Source organism: Levilactobacillus namurensis, from assembly GCF_032197885.1.
Lineage (GTDB): Bacteria > Bacillota > Bacilli > Lactobacillales > Lactobacillaceae > Levilactobacillus > Levilactobacillus namurensis_A.
Genome location: NZ_CP134159.1, coordinates 1,669,478 through 1,683,721 on the forward strand (window position 1 = coordinate 1,669,478; position 14,244 = coordinate 1,683,721).

Annotated in this window: 14 protein-coding genes; 2 read left to right on the forward strand and 12 right to left on the reverse strand. The window is 53.4% G+C overall.

Going from position 1 to position 14,244, the window contains the following annotated elements; all coding sequences use genetic code 11:
• Window positions 1–3: 3 nt before the first annotated feature.
• Both mraZ and RIN67_RS08000 read right to left on the reverse strand, forming a co-directional pair.
• Window positions 4–426 carry a division/cell wall cluster transcriptional repressor MraZ gene (gene mraZ / locus RIN67_RS07995; protein ID WP_024746053.1) on the reverse strand — a complete coding sequence of 141 codons (423 nt, stop codon included), beginning with the start codon at window positions 424–426 and terminating at the stop codon, window positions 4–6.
• 199 nt (window positions 427–625) lie between these two features.
• Window positions 626–979 carry a DUF3397 domain-containing protein gene (locus tag RIN67_RS08000; RefSeq protein ID WP_264999270.1) on the reverse strand — a complete coding sequence of 118 codons (354 nt, stop codon included), beginning with the start codon at window positions 977–979 and terminating at the stop codon, window positions 626–628.
• Between the two features lie 171 nt (window positions 980–1,150).
• Between RIN67_RS08000 and RIN67_RS08005 the strand changes: the two genes are divergently transcribed.
• Complete coding sequence (locus RIN67_RS08005; RefSeq protein WP_024746051.1) at window positions 1,151–1,264, forward strand: DUF4044 domain-containing protein; 114 nt, start codon at window positions 1,151–1,153, stop codon at window positions 1,262–1,264.
• 149 nt (window positions 1,265–1,413) lie between these two features.
• On the opposite strand, the gene RIN67_RS08010 is transcribed toward RIN67_RS08005, so the two are convergent.
• The 4 genes from RIN67_RS08010 to RIN67_RS08025 all read right to left on the reverse strand — a co-directional run bounded on the left by RIN67_RS08010 (window position 1,414) and on the right by RIN67_RS08025 (window position 6,614).
• Window positions 1,414–3,783: a DNA translocase FtsK gene (locus RIN67_RS08010; protein ID WP_313825938.1), complete on the reverse strand. Its 2,370-nt coding sequence runs from the start codon at window positions 3,781–3,783 to the stop codon at window positions 1,414–1,416.
• Between the two features lie 30 nt (window positions 3,784–3,813).
• Entirely contained in the window at window positions 3,814–4,326 is a 513-nt protein-coding gene (locus RIN67_RS08015; protein ID WP_024746049.1) for a tRNA (cytidine(34)-2'-O)-methyltransferase, read from the reverse strand.
• Window positions 4,327–4,591: 265 nt separating this feature from the next.
• Complete coding sequence (locus RIN67_RS08020) at window positions 4,592–5,440, reverse strand: methyltransferase domain-containing protein (RefSeq protein WP_313872915.1); 849 nt, start codon at window positions 5,438–5,440, stop codon at window positions 4,592–4,594.
• Window positions 5,427–6,614, reverse strand: coding sequence for an AI-2E family transporter (locus RIN67_RS08025; RefSeq protein WP_264999267.1), 1,188 nt, complete (start codon window positions 6,612–6,614; stop codon window positions 5,427–5,429). Before RIN67_RS08025 ends, RIN67_RS08020 begins: the two co-directional genes overlap by 14 nt.
• 66 nt (window positions 6,615–6,680) lie before the next feature.
• On the opposite strand from RIN67_RS08025, the gene RIN67_RS08030 reads away from it, so the two are divergent.
• The gene (locus tag RIN67_RS08030; protein ID WP_264999266.1) at window positions 6,681–7,304 is read left to right on the forward strand and encodes a copper homeostasis protein CutC; all 624 of its coding nucleotides are present in this window, start codon (window positions 6,681–6,683) and stop codon (window positions 7,302–7,304) included.
• 176 nt (window positions 7,305–7,480) lie between these two features.
• Here the strand turns inward: RIN67_RS08030 and RIN67_RS08035 are convergent, their stop codons facing one another.
• The 6 genes from RIN67_RS08035 to yjbM form a co-directional block, all read right to left on the reverse strand.
• On the reverse strand, window positions 7,481–9,859 hold the full coding sequence (locus RIN67_RS08035; RefSeq protein ID WP_264999265.1) for a phosphoketolase family protein: 2,379 nt from the start codon (window positions 9,857–9,859) through the stop codon (window positions 7,481–7,483).
• A 166-nt stretch (window positions 9,860–10,025) separates the two neighbouring features.
• On the reverse strand, window positions 10,026–10,850 hold the full coding sequence (locus RIN67_RS08040; protein WP_264999264.1) for a LysR family transcriptional regulator: 825 nt from the start codon (window positions 10,848–10,850) through the stop codon (window positions 10,026–10,028).
• A 149-nt stretch (window positions 10,851–10,999) separates the two neighbouring features.
• A complete protein-coding gene (locus tag RIN67_RS08045; protein WP_264999263.1) occupies window positions 11,000–11,404 on the reverse strand; it encodes an HAD family hydrolase in 405 nt (134 codons plus the stop codon).
• Between the two features lie 233 nt (window positions 11,405–11,637).
• A complete protein-coding gene (locus RIN67_RS08050) occupies window positions 11,638–12,537 on the reverse strand; it encodes an RluA family pseudouridine synthase (RefSeq protein WP_024746043.1) in 900 nt (299 codons plus the stop codon).
• On the reverse strand, window positions 12,534–13,337 hold the full coding sequence (locus RIN67_RS08055; RefSeq protein ID WP_024746042.1) for an NAD kinase: 804 nt from the start codon (window positions 13,335–13,337) through the stop codon (window positions 12,534–12,536). Before RIN67_RS08055 ends, RIN67_RS08050 begins: the two co-directional genes overlap by 4 nt.
• A gap of 12 nt (window positions 13,338–13,349) precedes the next feature.
• Window positions 13,350–13,991, reverse strand: coding sequence for a GTP diphosphokinase (gene yjbM / locus RIN67_RS08060; protein WP_024746041.1), 642 nt, complete (start codon window positions 13,989–13,991; stop codon window positions 13,350–13,352).
• Between the last annotated feature and the right edge of the window lie 253 nt (window positions 13,992–14,244).

A 14,244-nucleotide genomic window follows, 5' to 3' on the forward strand; every position in this document is an offset into this window, starting at 1 on the left:
TGATTAAAAATCAATTTTTTCAGCGATATCGTCAAAGTTTTCCTCAGCGGCCGTCGCAAACGCGGTCCACCGCTCGGCGCTCCAAATTTCAAACCGGTTGGCGACCCCCACGATCACGCACTGTTTTGTCAACGCAGCGTGTTCGCAAAGGGGCTTGGGGAGGTTGATACGGCCCTGCTTATCGACTTCACATTCCGTGGCGGCCGAGTAGAAGAACCGGACAAACGCCCGGGCGTCCTTATGGTTGAGTGGCAAGGCTTTCAGTTTATCTTGCAACACCGCCCACTCAGCTAATGGATAACCGAATAAACAACCATCCATCCCGCGGGTAACCACGAAATGGTCGCCAAGTTGTTCTCTGAATTTGGCGGGGATAATTAGCCGTCCTTTGGCGTCAATCGAATGCTCAAATTCGCCCATGAACATAGCCAATCCCCCTAACTTGTAACTATTCCCAAGTTTACCACACCCCCCCACTTTCTACCACAACGTTTCCGAATTTTTATAAATTTACGCACAAGCACGCAAAAAGCCACGGCGAACACCTGTTCACCGTGGCTTAACCCTTAATTTTTGACCCTTAAAAATGGGTCAATAAACATCTTTTTTTATATTTATGCATTATCTAACTAAATGTAAGTAGAAAACACAAACCGAACCCCACGACCCAATAAACATCCGTTAGCCGCCAAAACGTTTTAAAGAAAACGGGATATAAAAGTTCGTGGCGCCGGATTGCCTGAACGATGGCGACCCCCATCCCCAGGACCATCCAGCCCATTACTAACCAGGGTAGCCAGCGACCGGCCCCGGCTGGAATCAGGAGTAAACTACAGATAATCAGCAACGGCGTCATGAGGTCCCAGGTCACTACCTGCGCCGGCCAGTGTCGCCGTAGTCGATGCTTAATGCCGCGAATCACCAGCCACCCTACAATTAAGATGACCAATGGTGCCACGGGTGATGTCCAAAACGTCATGTTGATCCCCCCACCTGTCACTTCGAACCCATATTATAAAGATTTCCCGACCAACATGCAACGCGGGCCCTAAACAATCTACCGGGAAGTCCGCTTGGCAGTTGCAATTCTCGATGAGCCAAGGTAAACTAATTGGGTAGATTTGCACGCAAAGAGGTGGCTAAGCTCAGCATGGAAAAGAAGAAAAAATCGACGTTTCAAAAAATCACGAACGTCTTCGTATGGATCATGATTATCGCAACTCTTGGATCTTTAATTTTTGGCGCTATTTTCTCACTAATGTAAGAACACCGTCCTTAGACATCAAAGGGCACTGGCCGAACGGCCAGTGCCCTTTTTTCATCTCTTTTTGACGATCGATCAATCGTTCGTTATACCGCTCACTAATGGTCACCATCAGTTGGTTAGGTCACTTAACCTAACGTTCAGCCACATCATGAGTTTCCCTGATCCGTTGTCGAAGTCTCCGCATCCGGTTGCTTATAAACCTGACGGGGCTTACTGCCCTCTTGGGGGCCAATGTACCCACGTTGCTCTAAATCATCAATGATTCGCGCTGCCCGGTTATACCCGATGCGGAACCGCCGTTGTAATAGCGACGTGCTGGCCTTTTGTTGGTCAACCACGAAGGCTAGGGCATCGTCGAATAATTCATCGTTACTATCGCCCTGTTCCTCTTGCTTCAGCTCTTCGTCGGTGACCACCATGTCTTCATCGTAGTCGGCCGTCTGCTGTTGCTTAATGAAGGCGACCACGTTGCTGACGTCTTCATCCGAGATGAAGGCGCCCTGGACCCGGACCGGTGAGTTGGCATCGACCGGTTGGAAGAGCATATCACCGCGACCCAGCAACTTTTCGGCCCCATTGGTGTCCAAGATGGTCCGTGAATCGATCCCACTCGAGACCGCAAACGCAATTCGTGAAGGCACGTTGGCCTTGATCAGCCCGGTAATGACGTCCACGGATGGCCGTTGCGTTGCCAGGATCATGTGGACCCCGGCCGCCCGGCCCATCTGTGCTAAGCGAATAATGGCATCTTCCACTTCGTTCGACACGGTCATCATCAAGTCAGCCAATTCATCGACGATCACCACGATGTATGGCAAGGTGGGCCGAGCTTGATTGTCCTCCGCGTTAGCCTTTTGCACAAACGCGTTGTAACCTGAGATCTTCCGCTGGCCAAATTGTGAGAACAACTCGTAGCGCCGTTCCATCTCCTTGACCACTTTATGGAGGGCCCGGGCCGCCTTTTTCGGCTCGGAAACCACCGGTGTCAATAGGTGGGGAATCCCGTTATAGACGCTCAACTCCACCTTCTTAGGATCGATCAGCATCATTTTGACCTGGTCGGGCCGTGCGTTCATCAAGATACTGGTAATAATTCCATTGATTGCCACGGACTTCCCGCTCCCGGTCGCCCCGGCAATCAGTAAGTGGGGCATCTTGGTCAGGTCCATCATCACCACTTGTCCGGTGACGTTACGCCCCAGCGGCACCTCCAACGGCTTATTGGGATGGGCGGGCTGAGCCTCGACCACGTCCCGAAAGGCCACCGTTGAGACCTCCTTGTTCGGAACTTCGATCCCAATCAAGGACTTGCCGGGAATCGGCGCTTGAATCCGAATCCCCTTGGCCGCCAACGCTAGGGCCAAATCATCCGCCAAGTTCACGATGCGCGAGACCTTGACCCCGATAGCGGGGTGTAGTTCGTATTCCGTCACGGACGGCCCCAGACTGACGTTCTTGACTTCCGCATCGACCCCAAAGCTGTCTAGGGTCTGCTTCAAAATCTTAGTATTGGCATCAATTGCGTTGATTTCCGCCGTTTGGTCCGTCGGTGGCACCTGCTTCAACAGGTCGGAGGCGGGCAACTGATAATTCGGGTCGACCGGATCAGCACTGACTAGCGCTGGCTCGTCCGCCGCTTCTTGGGCGTCGGCGCTAGGTGTTGCGGGCGCTGGCTTCGCCGGTTGCTCATTGGCCGCCACGGTCACGTGGTAACTGGGTTGCGGGCTGGTCGGTTTGGCTTGTTGCGTTGTACTCGGCTCGGGTGTTGCAGGCTGGTCTGTCGAGGCAGTTGGCTTCTCATCTGGCTTGGGCTTAGACGTCGAATCCGTCGTGGCCGCCTTTTGCCGTTGGGCGTAGTGGGTCTGTAAGGCCGTCCCACCCCGCTTGACGCCATTAGCGACGGCCTGACTACCAGCTACGACCCAGCGACCGACCTTTTGAACGTAAGGCGCTAAGTCACTTAACGGGATCTGGAAGAAGACCAGAACCCCGCCGGCCATAATCAGCCAAGCCGCAATCTGAGCGCCCAGCAACGCAATTAACCAGGCAATCACGGAGAGCTCCACAGCTCCCCACAGGCCACCGCCCAGTTGACCCGTACGACCTCCCGTCAGTAAATCTGAGAGGCCCGCGTGCCAGACGGTGGTAACAAAGCCGCTGTGTTGGTTGGCGGTCACAAAAGCGGTGGCCGACAGCCACAGGAGCCAACCACTAAAGACCAGGCCGCTCCCCGCCAGATAGTGACGGGCAATTTGGGGCCAGGTCCCCGTAATGGCTAAGGCGACACCTAAGGCGCCTAGGACGACTAACCCCACTTGGTAGCCGTCCCCCACCACAATGCGCATTAGGTTCGCACACAGGCTGCCCAATAAGCCTAGATTGAATAGCCCCAACGCAGCGAGGGCCAATAAGACCAAGCCGACAACGTTACGGGTATAGGGAAACGGTTGCGTGGCTTTACGGCTTGATTTCCGCCGAGCTGGTTTCCGTCGCGTGGTTTTTCGTTTGGTTGCCAACAGCTTGCGCCCCCTTTCGCTCTAATCGCATTATTTTAACTTATCGTGCGGGTAACGGTGCACCCGCTCCAGGTTCGGGAAGGCCTGCTGGCGCAAGACCTCATAGATAACGATGGCCGCACTGTTCGAGAGGTTCAACGCCCGGATGTGCTGATCATCTTGGGGAATCCGGATACACTTCTCTTCGTTCTTCCGCATGAACGGTTCAGGCAACCCCGTAGTTTCCTTACCGAACAGGAAGTAGTGGTCGTGGTCGTTCAGCCGGTAGTCCGGTTCCGTGTAATCCTGTTCCGCAAACTTGGAAACGAGATACAGTTGCGTCGGATCCGTGACCGTTTCCAAGAAAGCCGGCAGATTCTCGTGGTACCGAACATCCACCTTATCCCAATAGTCCAGTCCCGCGCGCTTCAAATGCGCGTCGTCAACCGTAAACCCTAGGGGCTTGATCAGGTCTAAAATCGTGTCCGTTCCCGCACAAGTCCGGGCAATGTTCCCCGTGTTCGCCGGAAATAGTGGTTCAAATAATACAATATGGTTTGTCATGCGCTCGTACTCTCCGTTCTCTTCTCAAACATTCGTTCTTGTTTCATTAATTATAGTCAACCACCGCCCGCTTTGACAAGCGACACCACGAAAAAAAGCAGCTCCTCGGTGTGGGCACGGCGAGGGGCTACTTTAGTGAAGGTCAACTTGTCAGCCGCTAACAGTTACCCGCTGATATCGACCGCCAAACGATTTCTCGTTTTTCAATATAACACGCTGTTGTGAGGTGTTCAAGGGGCTAGCTTGAATTTTTTAAACGTTTTACCTAACCCTCCGCCCGCAACAACGTCACGTCGACCGTAATCTGCGGGAACGGATCAGCCGCCACCGCCGCCAACCGTGCCTGGTCAGCCCCCCAGTGCATCGGCGTCATCAACATGAGGTCGTCGAAGCGTTCGGGTGCGACAGGGACTTGGTAACGAATCCGCTGACTGGTCGCGTTCGGGTAATGCTGCTGGAAGAGCCGGAGAACGTTGCCGTTATCGTATTGTGCGTGAGCATTCCCGGCCGGGAAGATTGCCTGCCGCAGCTCAATCAGGTAGTCCGCGTTGGGAATGACCTTAAGCAACTGCCCGCCCGGGGCTAAGACCCGGTTGAACTCCTGATAGGCCGAGGGCGAAAATAAATCTAAAATCGTCGTAAACTGACCCGCACTGAACGGCATCTGGGCCAGATCGGCCACACAGAAGAACGCATTAGTGGCCAGTTGCGTGGCCAAATTGATGCCTGGCTTCGACAGATCAAACCCCACGGCCACGTCGCGACCATCCCGGTGGGCCAAAACATCGGCCAGCGGGGTCCCCTCGCCGCACCCCACGTCTAGAATCGTTTCCGGCTCCGCCGTTAGATGGGCCGCAAATGCGTCGGTGATGCCCCGAAACAGGCCCGCCTGGAGCATGCGGCGACGGGCAGCTAACATCGCGTCGTCATATTCGCTTTTCACAGCGCGTTGCATAAAGTACAGCATGCCCTTCTTCGACAGGTCCACGTTGTGTCCGTTGGGACAGACTAGGCTGTGTTCCGCCACGTGGTCGTAAGGAGCGTGACATACGGGACACCGAAAGACTGTAGCGTTAGCCGTTAAAAAGGCCGCCGCCCGATCAATTTTTTTCATGACTTTTTTCTCCTTGTTGTGCTTGGGGTTCTGAATACCCCCCAACGAATTCTTGATACCAGCGGAACCCCTGGGTCGCGATGACACGAATCACCGCGTATCCCGGAATCCCTAAGATTACCCCGACCACGCCAAATGCCTTCCCCGAAATCAGTAAGACAAAAATAATGGTCAGCGGGTGAATCTTAAGGGAACTGCCTAAGACCAATGGTGAAATCAGGCGTCCTTCTAACGTCTGCTCAATCACAAAGACGATCAGGACCTTGACCAGCATCCAGGGGGACGCCATGACGGCCACGACCACCACGGGGACCATCGCTAGAAACGACCCCAAATACGGGACCAAGTTCAAGATGCCCGCCGTGATTCCTAACAACAGGGCAAACTTAAGCCCAATCACCAAGAAGCCTAGGTAGAATAGAACGGCAACCGCAAAGGCCACGATGAGTTGCCCGCGCACATAGTTGCTGACCTGGCGGTTCATTTCGACCAATAAGTCAATAGCTGCTTGCCGCCGCTTGATCGGTAACAAGCGACTGAGGTACTGCGGTAACTGGTGCCCATCCCGGAGTAAGTAAAACAGGATAAAGGGCGCCGTCACCACTGCGACCACCACGCTCGCGATACGGCTGACCACCCCACCAACCGAGGACCAGGTGGTCTTCGCCAGCTGGGAGACGGTCTGGGAGGACTGATCCCCCAGTTGTTGATTAAACTGGTCCAACTGCTGCCGGATTCCCGTCAACCGTTCATCATTGAGCCAATGCGTCACGGTCCGCGTCACTTGGTGCCAGTACTGCGGCCATTCCGTAAGCAGCGTATTGAGCTGGTGTTGCACCAAGGGAACGCCACTTCCGATTCCCCAGACCAGTAGTCCCGCGACCAGAACAAAGAGCCCCGTGATCGACCAGGTCCGGGCCACACCGCGCCGTTCCAGCCGATCCACGACGGGATTCAACAAGTAGTACCCCACGCCCGCTAGGATAATCGGCAGGCCCACGATTTGAGTGACCACCACGAACGGCGTCGCCAGCCAAGGGACTTTACTTGCCACCAGCAATATGAGTAGAATAAGCAGTATAATGGTTAGCGCAGAGACAAGGCGGTTATTCACGACCCAGTGCCAAAACCACGACCGTGGCTTTTGTTCAGATTTCACAAGCGTCACTTCCATTAAAAATAGTGGGTTAATTGTACCATATCCTTAGTCACTCTGCCGAACCAACGCTACCTTGAAAGGATGAGAAACTTGCTCTTAGTTGAACCGTTACTCGAAAATTACACGTCCCTCCCCGCCGCTATCCAAGCCGGTGCCAAGCGGGTGGCCCTCGCCGACAACCTGGCCGTTGGCGGGACCACCGTCAGTAAAGGTACCATGGGCGAAGCCGTGCGGTACGCCCACGAACACCAGGTCAGCCTCGACTTGCTGATTGCGCCCCGCGGCGGCCAAGATCCCTACAACGACGTCGAAATCAAAATTATGGAGGCTGACCTCCTAGAAGCCCAACAATTAGGGGTCGACGGCGTCATCTTCGGCGGACTCACAGCCGCTCGTCAGCTCGACACTGAAGCACTGCGGCCGCTGGTGGCAGCCGCCGGGGGAATGACCCTGACGCTGAGCACCGCCTTCGACACGATTCGGCCCCAAGACCGCGGGGCCGCCGTAGACTGGCTAGCCGAGCAGGGTTTCGATCGCGTTCTTAGCGTGGGCGCTTCTCAGGACCGATCGGCCGACTGGACCGCTTCACAGCGGCTCTTGACCAGTGCGGGAATAACGCTAGTCCCCACCAATGTGGCCCCAGACCAACTGGATCAGGTTGCCGCGCAGCTGAACGTCCACAGCTTCTTAAACGTCCAAGACTAAAATTCAGGTTGCCCAGCTTACCTCAGCACTGAGCACTCACTAAACCGTTCAAATAGGACTCCCCAACGTTGGGAAGTCCTATTTTTAGTGCCCGCATTTCCCAACCAAACTAAAAACGGGAACGTGGCAGTATGCGTTCCCGTTTAAGAAGAAGTGAACCCAAATTTCGTATCGGACTAATCTAGTCCCGACCACCGCCAGTTGTCGACCTCTGGCAAGTCCCGACCATATTCTCGGATGTAGTCGTGATGCCGTGTCAGCTCATGATCCATCTGAGCAACAAAGTCACCAGCCTGGTCAGCTAACCGCGTTTTTTGAATCGCCGACTTCGCTAGATGAAAGCGGTCCAGTTGGTTCAAGACTCGCATATCGAATGGCGTGGTAATATCCCCGTTCTCACGGTACCCATGGAACTCGATTTGGTGATTGTGCCGGGTATAGAGTAACCCTCTAAAGGTATTTTCAAACCCGTGGAAGGCAAAGATAACCGGTACGTCTGCAGTAAAGTACTGATCAAATTCAGCATCCGTTAAGCCCCGACTATCCTGGTCCATCCCCGCCGGACGCAACCGTAAGATATCGACCACGTTGATAAAGCGGACCCGCAATTGCGGGAAGGCTTGGTGGAGGAGGTCGATTGCCGCCAACGATTCCATTGTGGCTTCTGTTCCGGCCGCCGCAAAGACGATGTCCGGATTGCCCTGATCGTTAGACGCCCACGGGATAATCCCCAAGCCCTGCTTAACCAGAGTCAACGCCTCATCCATGGAGAACCACTGTGGCCGCGGATGCTTAGACGCAACGACCAGGTTGATCTTTTCGCGAACACGCAACGTCGTGTTCATCACTGCCATTAAGGAATTCGCGTCTGCCGGTGTGTATTCATTAACCAGCTCATGCCCTTTTTCTGCCAGATGACCTAACATCCCTGGATCTTGGTGGGTATACCCGTTGTGGTCTTGTTGGAAAGCGTGGGATACGTTCAAAATGTTCAACGATGGGTAATCGTGGCGCCAAGGCTGTTCGGCAGCCTTCCGTAACCACTTGAAATGTTGCGTTAGCATAGAATCAATCACACGGGTAAAGGCTTCATATGAGGCGAAGAAACCATGTCGGCCCGTCAAAACGTAACCTTCTAACCATCCCTCGGCTTGGTGTTCGGACAATTGGGCGTCCAAAACCCGTCCAGCCGGGGCCATATCTTCATCATTCGGCGTTTTGATTGGTTCCAACCACTGCCGTTTTCCATAATCTAACATGCTAAAGAACTTATTAGACTTGGTCTCATCAGGCCCAAAAGCCCGGAAAGAGGACGGGTTATCCCGCATGGTCTGCGTCAAAAACTTCGCCAATTCTTCCGTATCCTGCGCATCATGTGCATCTGGGCGCTCAATGGTGACGGCATACTGCCGAACATCGGGGAGCGTTAGGGGTTGGGGCGCAATCCCGCCGTTAACTACAGGATTCATCGCCATCCGTTGCGTCCCTTGCGGCGCGGTAGCCCGAATCTCTGGTTTCAAATGTCCCGTCTCATCGAACAACTCCGCTGGTCGATACGACTTTAACCAATCAACTAAGAGCTCTTGATGGTCCATATGGGTAGCGTCGACTGGCACCGGAACTTGGTGGGCACGGAACGACCCGGCAATTGGCTGATGGTCTAAGTCGAATTGCGGCCCCGTCCAGCCCTTAGGGGACCGTAGAATCAACATCGGCCACACTGGTAGCGTATCGTCGTGTGTTTGGCGCGCATGTTGTTGAATTTCTTGAATCCGAGCAACGATTTGATCCATCACCTCGGCCATTCGTTGGTGAACAGCGCGTTCATCAGCTGCCTGACCGTCCGTCTCAACGAAGTACGGTTGCCACCCCATTCCGTTAAAGTAATTCGTTAATTCCGTATCCGTCATCCGGGAGAGAATCGTAGGGTTAGAAATCTTAAACCCGTTTAGATTCAACATTGGCAAGATAGCACCGTCATTGATGGGATTAATGAACTTATTAGAGAACCAAGACGTCGCCAAGGGGCCCGTTTCGGCTTCCCCGTCACCAATTTCTACCGCCGCAATCTGATTAGGGTTATCCAGAATCGCACCTACTCCGTGAGCAATGGAATACCCCAATTCACCGCCTTCATGCATCGAGCCCGGTGTTTCGGGTGCCGCATGGGAAGCGACCCCACCTGGGAAGGAGAACTGTTTGAATAGGCGCTGGAGTCCCGTTTCATCCTGCGTGATGCGGGGATAAATCTCCGAATAACTACCGTCCAAGTAAGCGTTAGACACCATCACCTGACCACCATGTCCAGACCCTTCAATGTAGAACATCTTGAGATTGAACTTTTTAATGACTCGGTTCAAATGAGCGTACATAAAGTTTTGTGACGCAATCGTCCCCCAATGACCAATGGGTTTAAACTTCACATCATCTGCCCGTAACGGTCGTTTAAGCAACGGGTTATCCCGCAGATATAATTGCCCTACCGAAATGTAGTTTGCAGCACGCCAATACCGATCAACCTGGTTCAAATAAGCTTGCGAGTCAAAATCTGTCATGAGACTGCCTCCTTGAATTTAAGCGATTCAATCTAACCGTTTCTATAATTGGAACGTTCCAATTAATCAATGGCTATAGTTTGCGTCCAAATCTCAAGGGAGACAAGGGGTTAGCGATTAGCGTTCTACATAGTAGTCAATAAATTTTATTTATTAAATTATGGAATTAATCTGTTAAGATTAATTGAATTTGATGACCAACGGCGGCTAATTCTGCATTCAATAAAACATCCGCTTTAAAGTACACCAGATAAAAGTCCCGCTCAAAATGGGCACCTAGGGGTTGAAACGGTAGCGTAGTAGGCACTAATCGCTGTGACACCACCGTCTGGCCCATCCCTTGTTGAACCAGAGACAAAATAAGATTTAAGTTATCTATTTCAATTAACTGCTGGGGAATAATTCCCGCCTCTTTTAGGTAATTTTGGGTGTATTGAAAAGTCCCTGATCCCCGTTCCCGGGTCAGCCATACTCCCGTTGGTTGGCCCACACAGACCAACTGGTCCTTGGCCAAGGAAACGCGTTCCACGTCATCCGCCGTAACGGGCTTTTCGATCAGACCAAACTGAATCTGGTGTGCCTTCAACTCCTTCAAAACCTGTTCCGAATTCGCCATTTTGACCCGCAAAGCGGCCTGGGGAAACTGCGCCTTCAACGCTGGTAACAGGGTCGGCAATAACGTTAATGCGGTGGTTTGGGAAGCCCCAATCGTCAGAGCCAAGGTCTTTTGTTGCGTAGCCGCCGTTAACTTTCGTTCCGTCCGGTGCCAGTCCGTTAACAATCTCGTTGATTCAGTGTAGAGAATTTTAGCCGCCGCAGTCGGGCGAACTTCCCGATTCCCGCGCCGGTCGAATAACTTCACCTGTAGCTGGGCCTCCAACTGCTTGATTTGATGGGAAACGGTGGGCTGTGTCACGAAAAGCTGAGTCGCTGCTGCGGAGAAACTCCGCGTCTCGTACACTAACCTAAAGGCTTCTAGATAGGCAAACATGTGCATTTCCTCCTGTTCTACACGTCAAGAATCAATTATCCCCATTTTTACCTATCTACGCGTGACTTGCAACTTATCTTAACCTTTAGCACCCAAAAATCGGCTTTCCCCTCAACCCCAAGGGAAAGCCGATTTAAATTCTATTCGCCCTACAGTGCGGCGCCCACGGCCGGTTGCCGTTGCGCAACCAACTGCAGTAACTCCGCCGGTGTCTTTTGAAGAAACTCACCGGGGTGCAGGACCCGGTCATCGATGTCGTAATCGCCCTGTCCCGCCCACGGCTTGCCGAACAATAACCGGTCATACGGCACCTGATGCCGCCGGAGCCATTTCATGGTATTGCGCGCGGTGTAGCGGTTCAGCCGTTCCAAGTTCCCGTCACTGGTCTGCATCTGCCGCGAAGTGAAGAGCACCACCTGATAGCCTGCGGCCTGGTACTGCCGTAATCGCGTCACCACTGCCGGCTGTGGTGACCCGTCCAAGTACCCTTGACTGTCCGGTAAGCCACACAGTGTCTTCGTAATCTCAATTAATAGTCGTCGTTGTTTTTCCATCCTGATCCCCCCAAGAGTCAGTCGACCCAGTTCCCCGAATTCAATGTGTTTCAATTTCATTGACCCCTTAATGGGTCAACGCTCAGCATTAAGTCTACGGGACACGGATTCCAGACAACAGCGACCACGCTTGGTTTTGGTCGTGACCTTATTTACCCGCCCCGGCCGACTTCAACGAACCGCGTAAAGGATAAAAAAAATCGTTTGCCCTAACGACAAACGATTTCAAACTATTAATTTAAGTGTTCGTGCGCAATGACCCGAGCCATATCAGCGGGCAACGGCGCGTAACAGGTAATCCAGCGTTCCAAGAATGGCTGGTAGAACCGTAGGCGCGCACAATGGAGCGCCTGCCGGTGAATCCAAGGATTCGATTGCCGGCCGTAAAGCCAATCACCCAAGAGCGGATGGCCAATGGCTTGACAGTGGACCCGAATCTGATGAGTCCGGCCCGTATGCAACTTCACGGCTAACAGGCTCGCCGTCGCCGATTGCCGCCGGACCCACAACTCCGTCTGCGCCGCCCGACCATCCGGCCGCACGCAGCGCTTAATGAACGAATCCGCCGCCCGGCCAATCGGCAACTCAACCAGTTGGTGGGTCGGCCGGACCTGACCTTGTGCGACTGCCACGTAGCGCTTATCCAATTGTCCCAGTTTCAGTTGCTTATCCAGGATGGAATGCGCGAAGTGGTGCTTAGCAAACAACACGGCCCCACTGGTCTCCCGGTCCAACCGCGTGACGATGTGGGTCACGGTACTGGGGGCGTCAATCTGAATCAGATGCCCCTTCACGCGATTGGCTAAGGTATCGTCCGGGTAGAGGTGCGACGGGACCGACGCCATCTTAGCGGGCTTATTGACCACCAAGAAGTGCGCGTCTTCGTACAGGATGTCTAGCGGGCCAAAGGAGACGGCAACGTGGGCGTTGGGTTGCTCTGGCGGCAACTGTAACCCCACCGTCTGTCCCGGTCGCGCCATGGCGATCACACGCACTGGCTGGCCATCTAACGTGACCACCCCACCGTGGAACTTGACCTGCTTCAGGTAGGTGCGCGTCACCCCATGGGCCATTAAGACCGTCCGGACGTGCTCCGGAGCAGTCCCCGTCACTTGCCACTCAAAGGCCGTCATCGGGCTTCTCTCCCAATAAACGACGACTCGACCCGTTGCCAGAAGTGGGTGTGTCGGTACTCCGCAAACGCGATTCGTTGGCGCGCAATCCGGTAAGAGATGGCCTTAATGGGCCGTCCTTCGATGCTTAACTGGTCACACATCAAGACGTTATCGGTGGCTTCGGCGGGTTCGACACGAATCCACTCGTCCGCCGGAATAATCAACGGGGACCCTAACGTCCGAAAGACCAGATTATTGATCGATGCAATTTCGGCCATCTGAATCGCGTTAAACCGCGGGTTCAGGACCGCACCACCCACGGACTTGTTATAGGCCGTGGAGCCGGTCGGGGTGGAGATGCACAGCCCGTCGCCCCGAAAACTCTCGAAGAGTTCCCCTTTAATATAAACGTCGGCCACCATGGTCCCTGAAACCTTCTTAATGGTCGACTCATTGAGGGCCAACGCTTGATCTGAGTGGGTTCCGTCCGCGTATTCCACTTCGATGTTCAGTAACGGGTAACTGACGCTCTGCCGGTTATCGCGAATCAGGCTTTGAATCAGGTCGTTGACCTCATAGTCCCGCCAATCCGTGTAGAAGCCTAAGTGACCCGTATGAATCCCCACGAACCGGACTTTATCTAACCGGTCGTTATAGTGGTGGAACGCCGATAACAGGGTTCCATCGCCGCCGACCGTGACCACGATGTCTGGATTGAGACTATCGATGGTAATCCCCGCGGCAGTTAACCCGCGGTGCAGAGCCGTGGCCACTTTTCGGGACGACTGCCCATTATTACTAAAAATGGAAACTTTCATAAACATTCTTCCCTATTTCTGCGGGGAGTTCTTCTCAGCCTGCCCCTGGGGCGAATAATGCTGAGCTTCTTGAATCTCCTCGCGAATTTCGGACATTTCCGTGTCCAGCTTAAAGGCGGCTTCGGCGGCCCGTTGTAACCGCCGGCTCAAATCATCCGGAAAGGCACCCTGGTACTTATAATTTAACGAGTGCTCAATCGTCGCCCAGAAATTCATGGCTAACGTCCGGACTTGAATCTCAGCTAGAATCTTCTTTTCTCCCGTGACCAACTGCACCGGGTACTCGACCACAATGTGGTACGACCGGTAGCCACTAGGCTTTTCGTTATGAATATAATCGCGTTCTTCGAGGATGGTCAAATCCGTTCGTTTCCGGAGCAGATCCACGACTTGGTAGATGTCTTCGACGAATTGACACATGATCCGCAGCCCTGCAATGTCTTGCATGTCCTGTTCCAAGCGTTCCTCGGTCACGTGGCGGCGGGTCATTTTTTCCTTAATGCTGGGAACGGGCTTGACCCGTCCGGTGACGAATTCGATTGGCGAGCGCTGGTTGCGGTTTTCAAACTGCTTGCGCATCCCCCGCAACTTCACCTTGAGTTCGCTCACTGCCTGTTGATAAGGCAATAAAAATTGGTCCCAATTTTCAATCATGACGCTTTCCCCCAACCTTGATTCCACGTTATCACTTCTCGATTTTACCATATTTTGGAAGGAACTGAATCTAATTACTCATCCCCGCCCCGACAAATTTGCTCACTTTATCTCAAATGCCTGGATTAACTTTCATGAGGCGTTTGCCTTTACCTCGCCCGCAAAATGTAGCATGATTAAGTTGCGTAAAAAAACTTATCACGTTTGCGAACGGTCATTTACCCGCAAACAAACGTTCCGATTGCGTTTTTTG